Source organism: Verrucosispora sp. TAA-831, from assembly GCF_050780145.1.
Classification (GTDB): Bacteria; Actinomycetota; Actinomycetes; order Mycobacteriales; family Micromonosporaceae; genus Micromonospora.
In genome coordinates this window covers 6,385,676-6,405,804 of record NZ_CP192240.1, presented here as the reverse complement: position 1 = coordinate 6,405,804, position 20,129 = coordinate 6,385,676, and the positions used below count along the sequence as shown (strand labels likewise).

General features: G+C 70.8%; 17 protein-coding genes, 2 tRNA genes and 1 other RNA gene. 11 read left to right on the top strand and 9 right to left on the bottom strand.

Annotation, left to right across the window (positions count from 1 at the left end):
- The first annotated feature begins 61 nt into the window (after positions 1 to 61).
- Positions 62 to 148: transfer RNA gene (locus ACQVFL_RS28580), tRNA-Ser, on the top strand.
- Between the two features lie 337 nt (positions 149 to 485).
- Here ACQVFL_RS28580 and ACQVFL_RS28575 read toward each other — a convergent pair.
- The 4 genes from ACQVFL_RS28575 to ACQVFL_RS28560 all read right to left on the bottom strand — a co-directional run bounded on the left by ACQVFL_RS28575 (position 486) and on the right by ACQVFL_RS28560 (position 3,046).
- Positions 486 to 980, bottom strand: coding sequence for a hypothetical protein (locus ACQVFL_RS28575; RefSeq protein WP_431729905.1), 495 nt, complete (start codon positions 978 to 980; stop codon positions 486 to 488).
- Between the two features lie 74 nt (positions 981 to 1,054).
- Positions 1,055 to 1,612, bottom strand: coding sequence for a hypothetical protein (locus ACQVFL_RS28570; RefSeq protein WP_431727975.1), 558 nt, complete (start codon positions 1,610 to 1,612; stop codon positions 1,055 to 1,057).
- A gap of 329 nt (positions 1,613 to 1,941) precedes the next feature.
- Positions 1,942 to 2,697 carry an NPCBM/NEW2 domain-containing protein gene (locus tag ACQVFL_RS28565; protein WP_431727974.1) on the bottom strand — a complete coding sequence of 252 codons (756 nt, stop codon included), beginning with the start codon at positions 2,695 to 2,697 and terminating at the stop codon, positions 1,942 to 1,944.
- A gap of 264 nt (positions 2,698 to 2,961) precedes the next feature.
- Positions 2,962 to 3,046: transfer RNA gene (locus ACQVFL_RS28560), tRNA-Ser, on the bottom strand.
- An 81-nt stretch (positions 3,047 to 3,127) separates the two neighbouring features.
- On the opposite strand from ACQVFL_RS28560, the gene ffs reads away from it, so the two are divergent.
- The 9 genes from ffs (at position 3,128) to ACQVFL_RS28515 (ending at position 13,515) form a co-directional block, all read left to right on the top strand.
- Positions 3,128 to 3,217, top strand: an RNA gene (ffs, locus tag ACQVFL_RS28555) — signal recognition particle sRNA small type.
- Between the two features lie 212 nt (positions 3,218 to 3,429).
- Positions 3,430 to 6,327: a DNA polymerase III subunit gamma and tau gene (locus tag ACQVFL_RS28550; protein ID WP_431727973.1), complete on the top strand. Its 2,898-nt coding sequence runs from the start codon at positions 3,430 to 3,432 to the stop codon at positions 6,325 to 6,327.
- A 125-nt stretch (positions 6,328 to 6,452) separates the two neighbouring features.
- On the top strand, positions 6,453 to 6,761 hold the full coding sequence (locus tag ACQVFL_RS28545; RefSeq protein WP_396689636.1) for a YbaB/EbfC family nucleoid-associated protein: 309 nt from the start codon (positions 6,453 to 6,455) through the stop codon (positions 6,759 to 6,761).
- A gap of 8 nt (positions 6,762 to 6,769) precedes the next feature.
- Positions 6,770 to 7,363 carry a recombination mediator RecR gene (recR, locus tag ACQVFL_RS28540; RefSeq protein WP_431727972.1) on the top strand — a complete coding sequence of 198 codons (594 nt, stop codon included), beginning with the start codon at positions 6,770 to 6,772 and terminating at the stop codon, positions 7,361 to 7,363.
- Between the two features lie 261 nt (positions 7,364 to 7,624).
- Positions 7,625 to 9,286 (top strand): ABC transporter substrate-binding protein, encoded by a 1,662-nt coding sequence (locus ACQVFL_RS28535; RefSeq protein ID WP_396689640.1) that lies wholly within the window; start codon positions 7,625 to 7,627, stop codon positions 9,284 to 9,286.
- An 80-nt stretch (positions 9,287 to 9,366) separates the two neighbouring features.
- Positions 9,367 to 10,371, top strand: a complete 1,005-nt coding sequence (locus ACQVFL_RS28530) for an ABC transporter permease (protein WP_396689641.1) — start codon at positions 9,367 to 9,369, stop codon at positions 10,369 to 10,371.
- Entirely contained in the window at positions 10,368 to 11,330 is a 963-nt protein-coding gene (locus tag ACQVFL_RS28525; protein ID WP_396689642.1) for an ABC transporter permease, read from the top strand. The genes ACQVFL_RS28530 and ACQVFL_RS28525 overlap by 4 nt, the downstream gene beginning before the upstream one ends.
- 11 nt (positions 11,331 to 11,341) lie before the next feature.
- Positions 11,342 to 12,415 (top strand): oligopeptide/dipeptide ABC transporter ATP-binding protein, encoded by a 1,074-nt coding sequence (locus tag ACQVFL_RS28520; protein WP_431727971.1) that lies wholly within the window; start codon positions 11,342 to 11,344, stop codon positions 12,413 to 12,415.
- Complete coding sequence (locus ACQVFL_RS28515; protein ID WP_431727970.1) at positions 12,412 to 13,515, top strand: ABC transporter ATP-binding protein; 1,104 nt, start codon at positions 12,412 to 12,414, stop codon at positions 13,513 to 13,515. Before ACQVFL_RS28520 ends, ACQVFL_RS28515 begins: the two co-directional genes overlap by 4 nt.
- A gap of 69 nt (positions 13,516 to 13,584) precedes the next feature.
- On the opposite strand, the gene ACQVFL_RS28510 is transcribed toward ACQVFL_RS28515, so the two are convergent.
- Both ACQVFL_RS28510 and ACQVFL_RS28505 read right to left on the bottom strand, forming a co-directional pair.
- Entirely contained in the window at positions 13,585 to 14,031 is a 447-nt protein-coding gene (locus ACQVFL_RS28510) for a hypothetical protein (protein ID WP_431727969.1), read from the bottom strand.
- A complete protein-coding gene (locus tag ACQVFL_RS28505) occupies positions 14,013 to 14,675 on the bottom strand; it encodes an HNH endonuclease family protein (RefSeq protein WP_350698730.1) in 663 nt (220 codons plus the stop codon). The genes ACQVFL_RS28510 and ACQVFL_RS28505 overlap by 19 nt, the downstream gene beginning before the upstream one ends.
- 108 nt (positions 14,676 to 14,783) lie before the next feature.
- Between ACQVFL_RS28505 and ACQVFL_RS28500 the strand changes: the two genes are divergently transcribed.
- A complete protein-coding gene (locus tag ACQVFL_RS28500) occupies positions 14,784 to 16,280 on the top strand; it encodes an MFS transporter (protein WP_431727968.1) in 1,497 nt (498 codons plus the stop codon).
- Positions 16,281 to 16,346: 66 nt separating this feature from the next.
- Here the strand turns inward: ACQVFL_RS28500 and leuA are convergent, their stop codons facing one another.
- The 3 genes from leuA to ACQVFL_RS28485 all read right to left on the bottom strand — a co-directional run bounded on the left by leuA (position 16,347) and on the right by ACQVFL_RS28485 (position 19,979).
- On the bottom strand, positions 16,347 to 18,104 hold the full coding sequence (gene leuA / locus ACQVFL_RS28495) for a 2-isopropylmalate synthase (protein WP_431727967.1): 1,758 nt from the start codon (positions 18,102 to 18,104) through the stop codon (positions 16,347 to 16,349).
- Between the two features lie 241 nt (positions 18,105 to 18,345).
- Positions 18,346 to 18,894, bottom strand: a complete 549-nt coding sequence (locus tag ACQVFL_RS28490) for a nitroreductase family protein (protein WP_396689655.1) — start codon at positions 18,892 to 18,894, stop codon at positions 18,346 to 18,348.
- A 218-nt stretch (positions 18,895 to 19,112) separates the two neighbouring features.
- Entirely contained in the window at positions 19,113 to 19,979 is an 867-nt protein-coding gene (locus ACQVFL_RS28485; protein WP_431727966.1) for a hypothetical protein, read from the bottom strand.
- Positions 19,980 to 20,129: the final 150 nt, after the last annotated feature.

The window sequence follows — 20,129 nt, the reverse complement described above, 5'->3', positions numbered from 1 at the left end:
CAGGCCCACCTGCCCGGGACCGGTTCGGCGTCGGAACCGGCAGTCCTGTACCCTCGTCGGCGGTGGCGTGTCCGAGTGGCCTAAGGAGCACGCCTCGAAAGCGTGTGAGGGTTTACGCCCTCCGCGGGTTCAAATCCCGCCGCCACCGCCCGTGAAACACCGAGAACGCCCGGCATGATCCCTGCGGATCGCGCCGGGCGTTCTCGGTGCCGTCTCCTCGTCTCGCCGCCCGGTGAGCGCTTCCGCTCGTACGGGTCGCCAGGTCTGGCCGACCGGACATGGTCATCGATATCCGTGTCCCTAGGATGTGTGAGCGGCGGTCACCGGTGACCAGGCCGGTGTCTCGTCCGGGTCGGTCGCGGTGTTCCACGGTGGCTCCGGCGGGCTCGTCCCGCAGGTGACCTCGTGGAGCGGCCTGAACCTGCGCACCGAGACCGTCTGGCCGAAGTGGTACGGCCGGGCGGATTCGTACCAAGATCTCGTCGTCAGCAGGGGCCGTGGCCCTCGACGAAGAGGCGGTGCGCCCAGTCCGCGTACCCGGCGATGATCTTCCGGACCGTCTCACCGTCGTGCAGGAACAGGTACGCGCGGTCGCCGTCGCGGGCGAACAGACCGTCGAAGCGGTGCGTTCCCGGCGGTGCGTGCAGCGCGCGTACCTCCGGATAGCTGGCCCTGACCTCGGCGATCGGTGACCCGGCCGCGATCCCCTCCGGGGTGCGGACCGGCTCGCCGGCCCAGAGCAGGACCAGCCGGTCATCGATGAAGACCGGGCTGATCATGTCGTGCCCGGCCAGCGTCGGACCGCAGGCGTCGACGTCGGTGCGGAGTATGCCGCGCCGGGCCAGGTCGTCCTCCGTGTCGCCAAAGTCGACATCGGACAGACCGTCGAGGTCGACGATGCTGGCCGCGGCGACCGGCTCGCGGACGGCGATGGTGTCCGGTGGCATGGGTCCGCTGCCCGAGATCGCGGCAGCAAGCAGCAGTGTGGCGATGAAGCCGAATTGTCGCAATTTCATGGAATCCCCCAGTCCCCAACGTGACGGGAGCGAAGAGGTTATTGCCGCGCCTCCCATTCCTCGGCCAACTCGTCCCAGTAGTCGGCGCTGAGCCCGCGTCGGCCGTGCGTGAGCCAGCCCTCGGTACTCCGCTCCACGTGCAGCCCCAGCTCGGCGAAGGGGTCGATCCAGCGCCCCGGCTCCGCGCCCAGCTCGGTCAACGCGGCGTTGATCGGCCACTCAGGACGGGGCCCCTCGAACGCCGCGTCGAAGCGCGGCCCCCAGGACAGGACGCCGCCCAACCAGACCGCCGCCGCCTGACGCCCGACCCCACCGAAGAACTCCGCCTCGACATACGCCACCGGCCCCCGTCCCGACCAGCGGGCCAGCACCTCCACCAGCGTGGGGGAGAGCACCAGCGCGAACGGGTCCGCCGCGCTCGGCTCGTCGGCCGCGTAATCCGGCGGGATGCCGGTCAGCTCCGCCACCAACTGCGGCGTCACCGGCAACAGGGCGAAGTCCTGCCGCAACTCGCCGAGCACCGCATGATCCAGGTCCCGGGTCTCCTCGCGCAGCAGGTCGGCGTCCGCGACGATCGCGCTGAGCTGGTAGCTCACCGCGCGTCCACAGCCTGTGGATAGCACATGTGTACGACGGCGGTCGGGCGTGCTCGCCGTCGTCGGGCAGCGCTCGGCTCCATCCGGTCAGTATCGCGGCAACGGCGACCAGGACCCCGGCCACGGTGAGCCCGGGATCAGCCGTGGGAGCTGGTGTTCCAGGACGCGTCGACCTCTAATCTAAGCTAAGGCGACCCTCGACCGGTACAACACCGTCCCGGCGGTCTGACCGGCCAGCGCGGGCCGTTGTCGCCGCCGTCCTCGTCGCCGCGCCGCTCCGAATGGTCGGCTGGCCGGGCTGACGCCCGTGATCGCAGTGCGATGCGATGTCAGGGGGTGACGACCGGGTCGATCCAGGCGGCGTAGACGGTGCCCTTGCAGGTCGCGTTCTCCATGACCTGCGTCCTGATCTCGATGCGGAACGCCCCGGTGATGTCGGCCTCGAAGGGCACGGTCTGCCCGAGCGCCACGGTTTCGGTGTGGCGCACCACGCCGTCTGCGAGAACCGTGAACCTGACCCTGGCTTCGGAGGTCGTGTCGTCGCCGATCCCGACCTCGGCGCCGAACGTGCCGTACTTCCGATCCACCTGGTAGGTCTCCGAGATGGGTTCCAGGTACGCGCACCCCGGGTGGTTGTAGAGCACCTGCTCGTACAACCGGGTGTCGACCGTCAACGGGCCGGCTGTGAAGCGTGCCTCGTCGTCGCCGACACGCTTGGCATCGAGGAGGGACAATTCACCTGCCGGTGGAGGTGGCGCGGACGCGGACGGGGTGTTGCTGGGCGTGGGTCGCGGTGCGGCACTGCTCGGGTTGCCGGTGTCGCCGCCGGTTGCCGCCGTGGTCGGCGGTTGATCTTCGTTCAGGGCGTCCTGCGTCACCACCACCAGCGCCGCCGATCCGGCGATCATGGTGACGGTGGCCATGGCGATCCGCCAGTCCACCGGCCGGCCCCACCGCACCGCAAGCTGATAGATCCCGGCCAGCAACGCGCACAGCCCGATCACCGCGACCACCATGCGAGCGCCGGAGCCCAGCACGGCGATCACCGCCGACACGTCGGCGATCACCGCGACCGTGATCCACAAACGGTCCGGAGTACGACGAGCAGGCTCTCCACCGGAATCCGGCACGGTCAATCCCCTCGGCGCTCACAGACCCATCGACGCGGGGCTCATCGTAGTCGGCCCAGCGCAACCTGTGCCGCCCTGCGGCCGTCCTGCGCGGTGCTGACAGGAGCCAGCGGAACGGACGAAGCCGGGCTGCTCCGAGCTGGCCGGGAGGCTGAGTCACGAAACGACGAAAGGGCCGACCTGTCGGTGCGGCCCTGTCGTTCGTGCTGCTCAAGCGAGCGGAGGATACGAGATTCGAACTCGTGAGGGTGTAAACCCAACACGCTTTCCAAGCGTGCGCCCTAGGCCTCTAGGCGAATCCTCCGTCGAACAGGATACAGGTCCCTCACGACCCGCCCACCCCACCACCCCCTGAAGATCGAGGGCGGGTCGGGTAGGCTGGTGCCACCTCCCGTGCGGCGGTATCTCGTGAACCTCCCCAGGGCCGGAAGGCAGCAAGGATAAGCGAGCTCTGCCGGGTGCACGGGAGGCCTTTCTGTCTCCGGCGCCGTGCGCTCCCCTCCCACCCAGCGTGGTCGGGCGCTGAGCTGTCGGTGTTAACAAGGGGCCCTTCCTCTACCGGAGGCGTTAACAAGGTGCCCTTCCTTGCACTCGGCGCTGCACTCGGAACACCCCGAACAGCGGGGTGGGTGGTCAGTGGGGTGTGCGCGGGGCGAGAATGGCGCGGTCGAGAGGAGGCGGGACGCCGTGGCACTGGCGCTCTACCGCAAGTACCGGCCGCGTACCTTCGCCGAGGTCATCGGGCAGGAGCACGTCACCGAGCCGTTGTCGCAGGCGCTGCGCAGCGGGCGGCTCAACCACGCCTACCTCTTCTCCGGGCCGCGTGGCTGCGGCAAGACCTCCAGCGCCCGCATCCTGGCCCGGTCGCTCAACTGCGAGCACGGTCCCACCCCGGAGCCCTGCGGCACCTGTGACTCGTGTCGCTCGCTGAGCGGTGACGGGGCCGGCTCGATCGACGTCATCGAGATCGACGCGGCCAGCCACGGTGGCGTGGACGACGCCCGCGAGCTGCGGGAGAAGGCGTTCTTCGCGCCGGCCAACAGCCGCTTCAAGATCTATGTCATCGACGAGGCGCACATGGTCTCGTCGGCAGGCTTCAACGCCCTGCTCAAGCTGGTCGAGGAGCCGCCGGAGTACGTCAAGTTCATCTTCGCCACCACCGAGCCGGAGAAGGTCCTCGGCACGATCAAGTCGCGAACCCACCACTACCCGTTCCGGCTGATCCCGCCGAAGACCCTCCGGCCGTATCTGGAGCAGCTCACCGAGGCCGAGGGCGTCCAGGTGGAGCCGGCGGTGTTCCCGCTGGTCGTCCGCGCCGGTGGGGGCAGCGCCCGGGACAGCCTCTCGGTGCTCGACCAGCTCATCGCCGGTGCCGGCCCGGACGGTGTCAGCTATGCCCGGGCCGCCGCGTTGCTCGGTGTCACCGACGCGGCGTTGATCGACGAGATGTGCGACGCGCTGGCGGCCGGGGACGGCGCGGCGGCGTACGCGACCGTCGACCGGGTGGCCGAGGCCGGGCACGACCCCCGCCGGTTCGCCTCCGACCTGCTGGAACGCCTGCGCGACCTGATCGTGCTCCAGCAGGTGCCGGACGCCGCCACCAAGGGGCTCATCGACGGGCCGGACGACCAGATCGAGCGGATGGCCGCCCAGGCCCAGCAACTCGGGCCGGGCACGCTGTCCCGGTGCGCCGACATCGTGCACGACGGCCTGGTGGAGATGCGCGGTACCACCGCGCCCCGGCTGCTGCTGGAGTTGATCTGCGCCCGGATGCTGCTGCCCGGCGCCGACGACTCGGCCGGCGGTCTGCTCCAGCGCCTGGAGCGCATGGAACGTCGGCTCACCCTCGCCGGTACGGACGCGCCGTCGGCCGCCGTCGGCTCCGCGCCCGCGACCGCGCCTGCCGCCGTACGCTCCGCGCCTCCCGCCGCGCCCGCGGCTGCCGCCGCGAACCGGGCCGGGACCGGCACGCCGGCTGCCGCCCCCACCTCGACGGGGTACTCCGGTCCGACCGGCGACGCCCCGACGGGGACTGGCACACCCTCGCCGAGCCGTGACTCCGACGGCGTCTCCGGCGCAGCGGGGGTGGGCGGTCCCGGCGACGCGGGTCAGGTCGACGTGGCCGGATCGACCGCGCGCCGTCCGGTGCACCCGTCGGCCGTGATGCCCGACCCGGCGACCCCGGAGCCGCCCCGCCCCGGTGCGGTGGCGCCCGGCGAGCTGGACGCGGTGGCGGTGCGCCGGGTCTGGCCCGAGGTGGTCGGCAAGGTCAACCGGAGCAACAAGCGGATCGCCGCGCTGATGCGGGACGCGGTGGTGCGGGATCTCGACGGCGACACGCTCGTGGTGACCGTGAAGTCGGGTGTGCTGGCCAAGATGATGACCGACCACGCCCGGGTGCTCACCGACGCGCTCTACGAGGAGTTGGGCGGGCGCTGGCAGATCCGCTGCGAGGTGGCCGGCGAGCGGGGCGGCATGTCGCCGGGCAACCCGCGTGCCGCCAACTCGGCGCCGACCCGCCCGACGCCCGCCGCCGAGGCTCCGGGCCGCCCCGCCGGTGCGGGGTCCCCGGCCGACAACGGTCCACCCGACGGCACGGCCCATCCGGGCTCCGCCGGTCGGGCTCCCGGAGGCGTCGCTGCTGACGGTACGGCCGTGGCCGGCCGACCCGGCGGCGCCGACGCGGGCAGTGGCGGCGGTGCGAGCGCGGGACCGGGTGGCGTGGCAAGCGCGGGTCCCGGTGGTGCGGCAGGCACGGGTCGTGGCGGAGGTCAGGCCAGCGCCGGCCCTGGTGGCGCGGTCGATGCGAGTGCGACCGGCTCCGCGCGCTCCGCTGGGGCGGCCGATGCGGCTCGCGCCGGAGGGGGCGCCAACGCGGCGACCGACGCGGGTGCGTCCGGTGCTGCCGGGCGACCGCCGGGCCGGGCCGGTGGCGGCGCAGCGTCGGCGGCGTCGGCCCAGGAGGACGACGGGGGCTGGCCGGAGCCGGCCAGGCCGGGCGGTGCGACGGCGTCCACGTCGGGTGGATCGGACGAGGGCTGGCCGGAGGCGGCCCGGCCGGGCGGCGGGTCCGCGTCGACCGGGGCCGGCTCGGTAGCGCAGGCCACGGTGACGAACGGTCGGTCCACCCCGATGGACGGTCAAGCCGTGGACGCGGCGGCAGGCCGCTCCGGATCGGCCGCCCTGCCCCGCCCGGCTTCGCCGGGCAACGGCAACGGTGGCTCCGGTGGCGCACCGGTCAGCAGCGCGATCGCGGCGGCTCGGGCGGCGGCGGCCGGGCGGGGTACGCGTACCGCTGCGGCCGGCACCCGTACCGCTGCGGCGGGGCGGCGGACCGCGGACGCCGAGTTCGCCGGTGAGCCGCCGTACGATCCGGACTTCGACGGTCCGGGACGCGGCGGTGGGCGTCCGGGCGGTGGCCCACCGGCGACGACGCCGGTCTACGAGGGTTTCGACCCGGGCGACGAGCCCGGGGACGAGATCATCGACGAGAAGACCGCCCGGGAGTCGGGCGAGGAGCAGGCGGTACGTCTGCTGCGGGAGGCGTTCGGCGCCGAGAAGATCGACGAGGCACCGACCCGCTGACCCACGGACCGCGCCCGATGGGCGGGGTGTGGCCGCCGGGGGGTGGTCGGTGGGCATGGTTAGGGTGGGCGTGGTCTTGTAGACGAGTCGAGGGAGCGATCGTGCGGCCTGGTGGACAGCCGAACATGCAGCAGATGCTGAAGCAGGCGCAGAAGATGCAGCAGCAGATCGCCAAGGCACAGGCCGAGTTGGCCGAGGCCGAGGTGACCGGCACCGCCGGCGGTGGTCTGGTCACCGCGACCGTGTCCGGTGCCGGTGAGATCAAGAGCATCAAGATCGACCCGAAGGCGGTCGACCCGGAGGACGTGGAGACCCTTGAGGACCTGGTCCTCGCGGCGCTGCACAACGCCACCGCGGCGGTCCGGGAGCTGACCGACCAGAAGATGGGCCCGGTCGCGGGTGGGATGGGCGGCCTCGGCCTGCCCGGGTTCTGAGCCACCCGATGTACGAGGGTGCCATCCAGGATCTGATCGATGAGCTGGGCCGCTTGCCGGGCGTGGGCCCGAAGAGCGCCCAGCGGATCGCCTTCCACATACTGTCGGCGGACCCGGCGGACGTGAACCGGCTGGCCGGTGCGCTGCGCAAGGTCAAGGACCTGGTGCGCTTCTGCACGAGCTGCTACAACGTGGCCGAGTCCGAGCAGTGCCGGATCTGCCGCGACCCGCGACGCGGCAACGAGGTCATCTGTGTGGTCGAGGAGCCGAAGGACGTCGTCGCGATCGAGCGGACCGGCGAGTTCCGGGGGCGGTACCACGTGCTCGGCGGGGCGATCAATCCGTTGGAGGGCATCGGGCCGGACAACCTGCGCATCCGGGAGTTGTTGACCCGGCTCAGCGGCGGTGAGGTCCGGGAGCTGATCCTGGCCACCGACCCGAACACCGAGGGCGAGGCGACCGCGACGTACCTCGCCCTCATGGTCAAGCCGATGGGCATCTCGGTGACCAGGTTGGCCAGTGGTCTGCCGGTCGGCGGCGACCTGGAGTACGCCGACGAGATCACTCTGGGCCGTGCTTTCGAAGGTCGTCGGGCGGTCTGATCGAAGGCGGATCGGTGTGACACCGCCGTCGGCGGGCCGTCCGAAACACGTAACAGATTGATATCGATTATTTGCGGTTTTTGATCGCTTTTGTCGCGTGGCCCCTGTGCGGGCTTCCTGGTGGCCGGTCACTAAGGACACGATCCGGTACCAAGAGCTTCGCGCGCCGTTTCCCGGCGGTCGAAGTGGGAGCTATGGTCACCGCCATCGGTGACCCTGTCACCACGTTGTCCGTACCCCCTAGGACGAGGTGAAGCACCCATGCGTGCATCCAGGCCGAAGGTCGCTATCGCGGCCGTGGCGGCCGCGGCCCTCGCGGTAGCAGGCTGTGCCGAAAGCGATCGCGATGGTTCCAGCGGTAGTAGCAACGAGACCCTCGTCTTCGGCGTCGCCGGAGACCCGAAGGTGCTCGACCCCAGCTTCGCCAGCGACGGTGAGTCGCTGCGCGTGGCGCGTCAGGTGTTCGAGACGCTGGTCAGCCCCGAGGAGGGCGGCACCAAGGTCAGCCCCGGCCTCGCCGAGTCCTGGGAGCCCGACGCGGCGGGTACGACCTGGACGTTCAAGCTGCGCTCCGGCGTGAAGTTCCACGACGGCACCGACTTCAACGCCGAGGCCGTCTGCACGAACTTCGACCGCTGGTACAACGCCAAGGGCCTCATGCAGAGCCCGGACGTGACGGCGTACTGGCAGGACATCATGGGTGGCTTCGCCACCAACGAGGACGACACTCTTCCGGAGAGTCTCTTCAAGTCCTGCACGGCCACCGACGCGACCACGGTCAGCCTGGCCTTCACCCGGGTCTCCAGCAAGATCCCGGCCGCCCTGATGCTGCCGTCCTTCTCGATCCACAGCCCGAAGGCGTTGCAGGAGTACGACGCCAGCAACGTCACGGGCAGCGCGGACGACATCAAGTACCCGACGTACGCGACCGAGCACCCGACCGGTACCGGTCCGTTCAAGTTCAAGTCCTGGGACGTCCCGAACAAGACGCTGACCCTGGAGCGTAACGAGGACTACTGGGGCGAGAAGGCCAAGCTCAAGAGCCTGATCTTCCGCACCATCTCGGACGAGAACGCGCGCAAGCAGGCGCTGCGCTCCGGTGACATCCAGGGCTACGACCTGGTCGGACCGGCCGACGTCGAGCCGCTCAAGGGCGAGGGCTTCAACGTCCTGACCCGCCCGCCCTTCAACATCCTCTACCTGGCGATCAACCAGAAGGGGAACCCGAAGCTGGCGGACCTCAAGGTCCGGCAGGCGCTGGCGCACGCCGTCAACCGCCAGGCGCTCGTCGACTCGAAGCTGCCCCCGGGCGCCCAGGTCGCGGTGAACTTCTTCCCCGAGACCGTCGAGGGCTGGAACGGCGACGTCACCAAGTACGAGTACGACGTCGAGAAGGCCAAGTCGCTGCTGGCCGAGGCCGGCGCGTCGGACCTGACGCTGCGGTTCCACTACCCCACCGAGGTCACCCGGCCCTACATGCCGAACCCGAAGGACCTGTTCGAGCTGGTCTCGGCGGACCTCCAGGCGGCTGGCATCAAGATCGAGCCGATCCCGCTCAAGTGGAGCCCGGACTACCTCAACGCCACCACCTCCGGCTCCGCGCACGACCTGCACTTCCTCGGCTGGACCGGTGACTACGGCGACGGTTACAACTTCATCGGTACGTTCTTCGACCGGCAGAAGGACGAGTGGGGCTTCAACAACCCCGCGCTCTTCGAGAAGTTCAAGCAGGCGGACACCACCGCGGACCAGGCGGCCAAGGTGGCGCTCTACAAGGAGCTGAACGCCGACATCATGAACTTCCTGCCGGGTGTGCCGATCTCGCACGCACCGCCGGCCATCGTGTTCGGCAAGGACGTGACCGGGGTCAAGGCGAGCCCGCTCACCGCCGAGGACTTCTCGACCGCCGAGTTCAAGTCCTGATCTGACACGCACATAGAACGCGGGCGGGCGCTGTACCACAGCGCCCGCCCGCTACCCTCAGCACACCCTTCGAGGCCGCCGTGTTCCGGTTCATCGTCAGACGCCTCCTGCAGCTGATACCCACGCTGTTCGGGCTCTCCATCCTGTTGTTCATCTGGCTCCGGCGACTGCCCGGTGGCCCCGAGACCGCCATCCTCGGCGAGCGGGGCACACCCGAGATGCGCGCCGCGATCCGCCGCAATCTCGGCCTCGACGAGCCGATCCTGATCCAGTACGGCCGGTTCGTGCGACGGATGGTCCGCCTGGACCTGGGTACGTCGATCTCCACCAAGCGCGAGGTCACCACCGAGTTCCTCCAGCGCTTCCCCGGCACCGTCGAGCTGACCGTCACCGCGATGGTGATCGCGATCGGCATCGGTATCCCGCTGGGCTACCTGGCCGCCCGTCGACGCGGACGCTTCCTCGACCACGCCTCGGTCGGCGGGTCGCTGATCGGCATCTGCATCCCGGTCTTCTTCCTGGCGTACGTGCTGAAGGCGATCTTCTCGGAGAACCTCGGCTGGTTCCCCTCCAGCGGACGACAGGACCCGACGCTCGGCGCGACCCGGATCACCAACTTCTTCGTGCTGGACGGGCTGATGACCCGGGAGTGGGACGCCGCCGCCGACGCGCTGTGGCATCTGGTACTACCCGGGCTCGCGCTGGCCAGCATCCCGCTGGCGATCATCGTCCGGATCACCCGGGCCAGCGTGCTCGAAGTGCTCAACGAGGACTTCGTGCGTACCGCCGAGGCCAAGGGCCTGACCGAGAACGTCGTACGCCGCCGGCACGTGCTGCGCAACGCGATGCTCCCGGTGGTGACCTCGATCGGTCTGCTCACCGGCGGTCTGCTCTCCGGCGCGGTGCTCACCGAGACCGTCTTCGCGTTCAGCGGGATCGGCGCCTTCCTCGCCGAGGCCATCAACCAGCGCGACTATCCGGTCCTGATGGGCTTCATCATGATCATTGCGGTGGTGTACGTGCTGGTGAACCTGATCGTGGACCTCTCGTACAGCCTGATCGACCCGAGGGTGAGGGTCCGATGACGATCATCAGTGGCAAGAAGCGCGAGAAGATCGACCGGCTCGCCGAACTCGCCGCGCGCGAGGAGGAGCGGGGCGTCAGCCTGTGGCAGGACGCCTTCCGGCGGCTGCGGCGCAACCCGGCGGCCGTCATCGGTGCGGTCATCCTGGCCATCTTCGTGGTGGTGGCGCTGGTCGGACCGTTCCTGGTGCCGTACGGCCCGACGGACACGATGGGTATCCGCGAGGGCGTGATCAGGCCGGGTGTCATCCCCGGCCCGTCCGGCGAGCACTGGTTCGGCTACGACCACCAGGGTCGGGACGTGTTCAGCCGGATGGTGGTGGGTGCCCGGCAGACCCTGCTGGTCGGCGTGGTGGCCACCCTGATCGGTCTGGCCGTCGGCGCGCTGATCGGTGGCGTCGCGGGTGCCGCCGCCGGCCTGGGTGGCCGCTGGGGACGCTGGATCGACAGCACCCTGATGCGCTTCATCGACATGCTGTTGGCGCTGCCCAGCCTGCTGCTCGCGGTCAGCATCGCCGCCCTGCTCGGCCGGAGCCTGACCACCGTGATGATCGCGGTCGGCATGGTCTCGGTGCCGGTCTTCGCCCGGCTGCTGCGCGGCTCGATGATCGTGCAGTCGAACAGCGACTACGTCCTCGCCGCCACCTCGCTCGGCGTACGCAAGTCGAAGATCGCGCTGACCCACGTACTGCCCAACTCGCTCGCCCCGGTCATCGTGCAGGCGACGTTGACCCTGGCCACCGCGATCATCGAGGCTGCCGCGCTCTCCTTCCTCGGACTCGGCAACCCCGACTCGGCCACCCCCGAGTGGGGCGTCATGCTGGCCGACGCGCAGCAGTACCTCGGGGTACGGCCGGAACTGGCCATCTATCCGGCGGTCGCCATCATCATCACCGCCCTGGGATTCACCCTGCTCGGTGAGGCGATGCGCGAGGCCCTCGATCCGAAGCTGCGGAAGTAGGAGGGTTCGTAATGGCACTACTCGAAGTGAACGACCTCTCCGTCACCTTCGCCCGGCGCGGTCAGCGCGCCGTGCACGCCGTCGACGGGGTGTCCTTCTCGGTCGACGCCGGTCAGGTCGTCGGCCTCGTCGGTGAGTCCGGCTGCGGCAAGTCGGTGACCTCGCTGGCCATCATGGGTCTGCTGCCCAAGCAGCCCGGTCTACGGGTCGGCGGCAAGGCGGTGTTCGACGGCACCGACCTGCTCCAGCTCGACGACCGGTCCCGGCGGGACATCCGAGGCCGCGACGTCGCGATGATCTTCCAGGACCCGCTGTCGTCCCTGAACCCGGTCGTACCGATCGGACTCCAGGTCACCGAGGTGCTGACCCGGCACCGGGGGATGAAGGGCGCCGCCGCGGCGAAGGAGGCCGCCGCGCTGTTGGACCGGGTCGGCATCCCCGATCCGACGCGGCGGCTCAAGGAGTACCCGCACCAGCTCTCCGGCGGGATGCGGCAGCGCGCCTTGATCGCGATGGCGGTGGCCTGCCAGCCCCGGCTGCTGATCGCCGACGAGCCGACCACGGCGCTGGACGTCACCATCCAGGCCCAGATCCTGGAGCTGCTCAAGGATCTCGTCCGGGACTCCGGCACCGCGCTGGTGATGATCACGCACGATCTGGGCGTGGTCGCCGGCATGTGCGACACGATCAACGTGCTCTACGGCGGCCGGGTGGTGGAGACCGCCCGGCGACGTCCACTGTTCCGCGAGCCCCGGCACCCGTACACGGTGGGGCTGCTCGGCTCGGTACCCCGCCTGGACGCCGGGCGCGGCGAGCGGCTGAACCCGATCCCCGGCTCGGTGCGCGACCTGCTGCCCTGGCTGGAGGGCTGCGCCTTCGCCCCGCGCTGCACCCGCCGGGTGGACGCCTGCATCGGCCAGCCGCCGGAACTGGTGCTCACCCACGCCGGCCGTGGCTACCGATGCGTCAACCCGGCCCCGGTGGCGGACACCACGCCGGCCACGCCGCCTGCCGAGGCGACCGCGCCCGCCGAGTCGTCGGGTGCCGACCGGGTGCCCGCGCCGCGCGAGGAGGAGAAGCCATGACCGAGAGCGACGTCCTCGTCGAGGTACGGGACCTCAAGGTGCACTTCCCGATCAAGCGGGGGGTGCTGTTCGACCGGACGATCGGCCACGTCAAGGCGGTCGACGGCGTCGACCTGAGCATCCCGCGCGGCAAGACGTACGGTCTGGTCGGGGAGTCGGGCTGCGGCAAGTCGACGCTCGGCCGGGCGCTGCTCCAGCTCAAGCCGCCCACCGCAGGCGAGGTGCGCTTCGACGGCGTGGAGTTGACCACGCTGGCGCCGCGCAGGCTGCGGACCATGCGGCGGCGGATGCAGATGATCTTCCAGGACCCGATGTCCAGCCTCGACCCGAGGCAGAACGTCGAGTCCATCCTCACCGAGGGCCTACAGACGCACGGCATCGGTGGCGACCGGAACGGCCGTCGGAAGATCATCGCCGAGACGCTGGACAAGGTGGGCCTACCCCGCTGGGCGTTGTCCCGCTATCCACACGAGTTCTCCGGTGGTCAGCGGCAGCGCATCGGCATCGCCCGCGCGCTGGTGCTCGGACCGGAGCTGATCGTCGCCGACGAGCCGGTCTCCGCCCTGGACGTGTCGATCCAGGCGCAGGTGATCAACCTGCTCGACGAGTTGCAGGACAGCCTCGGCCTCACCTATCTGGTGATCGCGCACGATCTGGCGGTGGTGCGGCACATCTCCGACACCGTCGGCGTGATGTACCTGGGCGGACTGGTCGAGGAGGCGCCCAGCGACCGGCTGTACACCGAGCCGCTGCACCCGTACACCCGGGCGCTGATGTCGGCGGTGCCGGTGCCGGACCCGGACGTGGAGGACCGTCGCGAGCGGATCCTGCTCTCCGGTGACCTGCCCTCGCCGGCCAACCCGCCGTCGGGTTGCCGGTTCCACACCCGCTGCCCGTGGGCGCAGCCGACCCGGTGCGCGGACGAGCGGCCGGTGCTGCGGGAGATCGGCGGAAGCCGGGTGGCCTGCCACTTCGCCGAGCAGATCGCCAGCGGCGAGCTGCGACCGCACAAGGTGAGTGCGGAGATCGTCCGCCCGGAGGGCGAGGGCGAGGAGCCGGGCGTGGTCTCCGCGCCCAGCGAGCCCGGCACGTTCGTCTAGCAGAGATGTAAGGAGGGGGCCCTTTCTATGCCGTAGGCGTTAGAAAGGGCCCCCTCCTTGCGACCAGGATCAGCCCTCGGGGCGGTTCAGCAGGCCGACCGCGATGCTGTGCACCGCATTCAGCCCGGCGGCGTCGGCCAACGCCGCGCTGCCGCCGGTGACGGCGTACCACTCGTCGGCGTCCTTGTACTGCACGTGCAGGGTGACCCGCCCGTCGGCGAGGTCGGTGCGCAGGGTCAACTCCCCGGTGACCACGCCGACCTCGTCGGTCATCACGCCGCCCGGTCCGGGCACGATGTCCGTGGTCCGGCTCTGCGGGCCGGTGGCGCCACCGGCGTCGGCGGTCATCCCGGCACCGGGCACCTCCACCTCACCCGCGGCCGCACCGTCGGCGGTCATCCCGGCGGTGGCCGGGCCGGGGCTGCCGGTGGCCGCCGCGGCGTCGTCCCCACCCGCGTCAGGCGTCCGCTCGGGTGCCGGGGTGCCGCCGGCTCCGGTTACGGCTTGCTCTCCCATGTGCAGCCCTCCAACATGTCGGCCAGCGCGGCCTTCTCAGCACTGGTGATCGTGAGCTTCCAGTGGTGCTTCACCGCCACCCAGTCGCCGGCATACTGGCACCAGTATGACCGGTTTGGCGGTTTCCACTGGGACGGATCCTGATCACCCTTTGCCCGGTTGGAGGAGGCCGAAACCGCGAAGAGCTGCGGTCGGTCGAGGTCGTTCGCGAAATCACTACGCTTCGAGTCGTCCCACTCGTCGGCGCCGGAGCGCCACGCGTTGGCGAGCGGGACCATGTGATCGATGTCCACGCTGGACGGGTCGGTGAAGGTCCGTCCGTCGTACACGCTCTCCCAGTTGCCACCCACCACGTTGCAGCCGGAGTGCTGGATGTCCTTGCCGTCGCGTTCCAGCACGGTGTCACGGACGTCGCAGTTCTGGCCGGTCTTGCGCCAGTGCGAGAAACGGTTGCGGCTGTAGCCGCGCATCGGGTTGGCCTCGGCGACGGTCAGTTCGGAGAGCATCTGGGTGGCGGTGCCGCCGTCACCGCTGGTGGGCGACACCTCCGGCTCCACCAATTCGACGCAACCGGCCGCGCCGAGGGTCAGCGCCGCGACGAGCGCGAGCGCCCCCAGGGCGCGAGGTCCTGATCTGGTACGCACAGACGACACCTCTCCAGCTTGCGGGCTCTTGGCGATCCCGCACAGTACCCGGGCCCAGTTTCGGCGATTCGTGGTGTCTCACGTATGGCGCACGGCACATTGGTAGGCATGCCCGAAACCGCGCCCGCACTCCGGCTGAAGTCGCACGCCGGCCGAGGCACCCTGGCCGCCGCCGTCCTGGCCTCCGGCATGGTCTTCCTGGACACCACCGTGGTCAACGTGGCCCTGCCCCGGCTCGGCGCCGAGCTGGGCGCCTCGGTGGCGGGACTACAGTGGACGGTGAACGGATATCTGCTCACGTTGGCCGCGTTCGTGCTGCTCGGCGGGGCGCTCGGGGACCGCTTCGGGCGACGCCGGATCTTCCTGCTGGGCGTGGTCTGGTTCACCGTCGCCTCGGTGCTGTGCGGGCTGGCACTGCGTACCGACTGGTTGGTGGCCGCGCGCTTCCTCCAGGGTGCCGGCGGCGCGCTGCTCACGCCCGGCTCGCTGTCGCTGCTCCAGTCGAGCTTCCACCCGGACGACCGGGGCAAGGTGATCGGGGCGTGGTCCGGGTTGTCCGGCGTCTCCACCGCGCTCGGCCCGTTCATCGGTGGATGGCTGATCGACGCGCTCTCCTGGCGGTGGATCTTCTTCCTGAACCTGCCGCTGGCCGTGCTGGTGGTGCTGGCCTCGCTGCGCTGGGTGCCGGAGAGCCGGGACGAGAGCGCCTCGCGTAGCCGGGGAACGGGCCGACGCTTCGACATCGCCGGTGCGCTGCTCGGCGCGCTGGCCCTGGCCGGGGTCACGTACGCGCTGGTGGACGCGCCGGGTCGCGGGATCAGCTCACCGGCGGTGCTGGTGGCGGCCGTGGTCGCGGTGCTGGCCGCGGTGGCGTTCGTCGGGGTGGAACGGCGTCGCGGCGAAACCGCGATGCTGCCCACCGGCCTGTTCGGCAGCCGACTCTTCTCGGTGCTGAACGTCTTCACCGTGCTGGTGTATGCCGCGCTCGGCGGTTTCACCTTCTTCTTCGCCGTCTACCTGCAGAACGTGGTCGGCTGGTCGGCTCTGCTCACCGGCCTGGCGCTGCTGCCGATGACGGTGCTGCTGCTGATCGGCTCGCCGAGGGCCGGGGCGCTGTCGGCGAAGATCGGGCCGAGGCTGCCGCTGACCGTCGGCCCGGTGCTGGCCGCCGTCGGGCTGCTGGTGCTGCGCGAGGTGGACGCGGGTGCGTCGTACTGGCGGCAGGTGCTGCCCGGGGTGGTGCTGTTCGGCGCCGGGCTGACCCTGGTGGTGGCGCCGCTGACCGCGTCCGTGTTGGCCGCCGTGGCGGACCGCTTCGCCGGGGTGGCCAGCGGCTTCAACAACGCCGCGTCCCGGGTGGGCGGTCTGCTGGCGGTGGCCGCGTTGCCGCTGCTGGTCGGGCTCAGCGGTACGGGCTACGAGCAGCCCGCCGAACTCACCGCCGCCTACCGGGGCGCGCTGCTCTGGTGCGCCGGTCTGCTGGTGGCGGGCGCGGTCATCGCCGTGCTGCTGGTACGCCGTCCGGCCCGCCGTCCACCGCCCGCACAACCCTGCCACTCCATGCCGGTCTCCACCCCGGACCACTCGACCGCCCGGGACAGATGAAAGGAGGGGTCCCCTGCTATGCACGAGGCGATAGCAGGGGACCCCTCCTTACATCCAGGCCGGCGGTCAGCGACGGGCGCGGTTGACGGCGCTGGTGACCGCCTTGACTGAGGCGGTGACGATGTTCGCGTCCATGCCGACGCCCCAGATCGTCCGCCCGTCCACCTCGCACTCCACGTACGCAGCCGCCTGCGCGTCGCCACCGGAGGAGAGCGCGTGCTCGTGGTAGTCGAGCACCCGGACGCTCACCCCGGCCGAGCCCAGCGCGTTGACGTACGCGTCGATCGGGCCGTTGCCGATCGCGGTCACCGACCGGGCCTGGCCGCCGACCCCGACCTGTGCGGTGATCTCGACCTTGCCGTCGGCGCTGCCGATGACGTACTCGGTCAGCGTCACCGCCGGGTCGACCTGGTGGTCGAGCAGGTACTGCGTGGCGAAGATCTGCCACATGGTGTCCGGGCCGACCTCGCCACCGTCGTGGTCGGTGACCTGCTGCACCACGCCGGAGAACTCGATCTGGAGCCGCCGGGGCAGGTCGAGCTGGTGCTCGGTCTTCATGATGTACGCGACGCCGCCCTTGCCGGACTGCGAGTTGACCCGGATCACCGCCTCGTAGCTGCGGCCCAGGTCCTTCGGGTCGACCGGCAGGTACGGCACCGCCCAGGTGAAGTCGTCGACCGGTACGCCGGCCGCCGCCGCGTCGGCGTTCAGCGCGGCGAAGCCCTTGTTGATGGCGTCCTGGTGGGAGCCGGAGAAGGCGGTGTAGACCAGGTCACCGGCGTACGGGTGGCGCTCGTGCACGGGCAGTTGGTTGCAGTACTCGACGGCCCGCTTGACCTCGTCGATGTCGGAGAAGTCGATCATCGGGTCGATACCCTGGGAGAAGAGGTTCAGGCCCAGCGTCACCAGGTCGACGTTGCCGGTGCGCTCGCCGTTGCCGAACAGGCACCCCTCGATCCGGTCCGCGCCGGCCAGCAGGCCCAGCTCGGCGGCGGCGACGCCGGTGCCCCGGTCGTTGTGCGGGTGCAGGCTGAGTACCAGACTCTCGCGCCGGGGCAGGTGCCGGTGCATCCACTCGATCGAGTCGGCGTACACGTTCGGCATGGCCATCTCGACCGTGGCGGGCAGGTTGACGATCAGCTTGCGGTCCGGCGTGGGGTCGACGACCTCGATGACTTTGGCGCAGACCTCCAGCGCGTACTCCAGCTCGGTGCCGGTGTACGACTCCGGCGAGTACTCGTAGTGGATCTCGGTGTCCGGCGTGTGGATCTCCGCGTACTTCTGGCAGAGCCGGGCGCCGGTGGTGGCGATGTCGGCGATGCCGTCGCGGTCCAGCCCGAAGACCACCCGTCGTTGCAGCGTGGAGGTGGAGTTGTAGAAGTGCACGATCGCCCGGCGCGCGCCGCGCAGTGCCTCGAAGGTCCGGTCGATCAGGTGCTCCCGGCACTGCGTCAGCACCTGGATGGTGACGTCGGCGGGGATCATGTCCTGCTCGATGAGCTGCCGGACGAAGTCGTAGTCGGTCTGGCTGGCCGACGGGAACCCGACCTCGATCTCCTTGTAGCCCATCTGCACCAGGAGCTGGAACATCCGGCGCTTGCGCTCCGGCGACATCGGGTCGATCAGCGCCTGGTTGCCGTCGCGCAGGTCGACGGCGCACCAGCGCGGTGCGGTCTCGACGTGCCGGGTCGGCCAGGTGCGGTCCGGCAGGTCGATGCGGAACTGCTGCTGGTAGGGCTGGTACCGGCGGTACGGCATCTGGCTGGGACGCTGCCGGGCGATGGCATCGGAATCAACGTCGGTGGTGCCGGCTGGGTGAGCCATGGCGGACTTCTCCTGGGGTCATGTGACGTCAGCGACGGGGGTCGGCACGGGGTGCCGAGCGAAAGATCCGGGACTGTGCTGGCGGCGCGGTTCGACTCCGCGACGAGGTGCCGGCCGTCAGGCCTCGTCGCGGCGACCAAGGAGGAGGTACGCCTGCCACATGACAGGGTGACCCTACGTGATGGCACCTGGCCTGGGAAAGGCCCGTCCGGAGTATGGGATGGAAATTGCGCCCAACGGCTCAGTCGACGGTCTCGCCGCAGCTCAGAACGAGTTCGGCGAGCGGGCGACGGTGCCGCAGGGCGGTCTCATCGGCCAGCAGGTCGGCGGGAAGGCTCAACGGATCGCCGAGTTGGCCGACCGCCACCACCACGTACGGTCGCACGTCGCGGGGAAGGTCGAGGTCGGCGATCAGCCCGGCCCGGTCGAAATCGGTCACCTGGCGGACGTGCAGTCCCAGCGCGGTGGCCTGCACGGTGAGGTGGGCCACCGCCTGCCCCAGGTCGTACGCGGCGAACGCCTGCTCGGTTCGCCGGTACGCGCCGAGCAGCAGGGCCCCGGCGCGTCCGGCCCACCGCTGCTCGGTCGGCGCGAGGTTGACCAGGATCCGCTTGAAGGTCTGGTCGTCCCGGTGCCCGAGGGCGAACCGCCAGGGCTGCCGATTGCCGACCGACGGCGCCCATCGGGCGGCTTCCAGCAGTGCGACCGCCTCGGCCCGGGGCAGTTCCGCGACCGGGTCGAAGGACCGGGGACTCCAGCGGAAGGCCAGCACGGGGGTGAGGTCGGTCATGCGTAGAAGCGTCCCGTATGGGGGATTTGGTAGTGATGTCAGGGTGGCCGAATGTGGGAAACGACACCCGTAACGGGACGGCCGCCCCGGCGTTGGCGGCGCGGTCGAGACCCGGTGCCGACCCGGGACGCCGAAGCGGACGTCGTGGTCGACGGCGCGGATCGGGCGACCGGACCGTACAGGCCGGGACCGGCGGCGCGAGCTGGAGTCGACCCGGCCTACCCGCCGCCGGTCGGTGCGGTGCCGCCCGGCTCGATCCCGCCCGGTGCCGTGCCGTTCGGCGTGGGGTCACCCGGGGTGGTGCCGCCCGGATCGAGGTCGGACGGCGGCGGTGGCGGGGCCTCCATGCCCAGCGGTTCGCCGTCGACCACCGGGCCGGCGAGCTGCACGGTGGCCGGTGCGGGCTCGGGCGGGCCGGCCAGTGTCAGGGTGCCGAACGCCGCGCGGACCGCGGTCGGCGTGCCGTCGGCGTCGAAGCAGTAGATGCCGACGTCCAACGGCGGGTTGATCGAGGCGGCGGTGGTCTCCACCGAGTAGCAGGTGCCGATCGCCTCGGGTGGGGCCATCGCGGGGGAGACCGACAGCGGAGCGCGCCGGTCGGTCAGCACGTCCAGCCAGTCGGTGAACGGATGCTGCACCCGGGGGTCGATCCGGCGGGGCAGCGTGTCGTCGCGCTCGCCGACGCGTACGCAGCTCGCGGGCTCGGGCCGGGTCGCCGTCGGCAGCGCGCACTGGAACAGCCCGTCGGCGGTGGCCGCGAGCGAGATGTCCGCCGTGCCGCCGAGCGCCCCGCCGGGTACGTCCACCCGCCAACTGCCGTCGTTGGCGCTGGTCACCACGATCGTGCGGTCCGGGGTGTCGGCCACCCGCAGGGTGTACCGGGCGATCAGGTGCCGGTCCTGCGCGGCGGCGGCGAGCGCGGCCAGTTCGTCCCGGGCCGCGTCCTGGCCGGCCGGTCGGGGCGCGGTGCTCGGCGGTGGCGGCGGGTCGTCCGGCGGGTCCGAGGAGCAGCCGGCGAGCAGGACGGGCAGGGCGAACGCGATCGGGGCGGTCAGGCGGACGGCGGGACGATGGGCGACGTACACCCGGCCATTCTCGGCGTTGGGTGCGCTTACGGACACCCCCGGAAAGGTCGGCCTTCCCGGCGTGTCGCACACCACCTCGCCCGCCGCGCCGGGCCGGATCGTGGGATCACCTGACCCGGCGGTCAGAGCGGCCCGATACCCTGAGGTCGT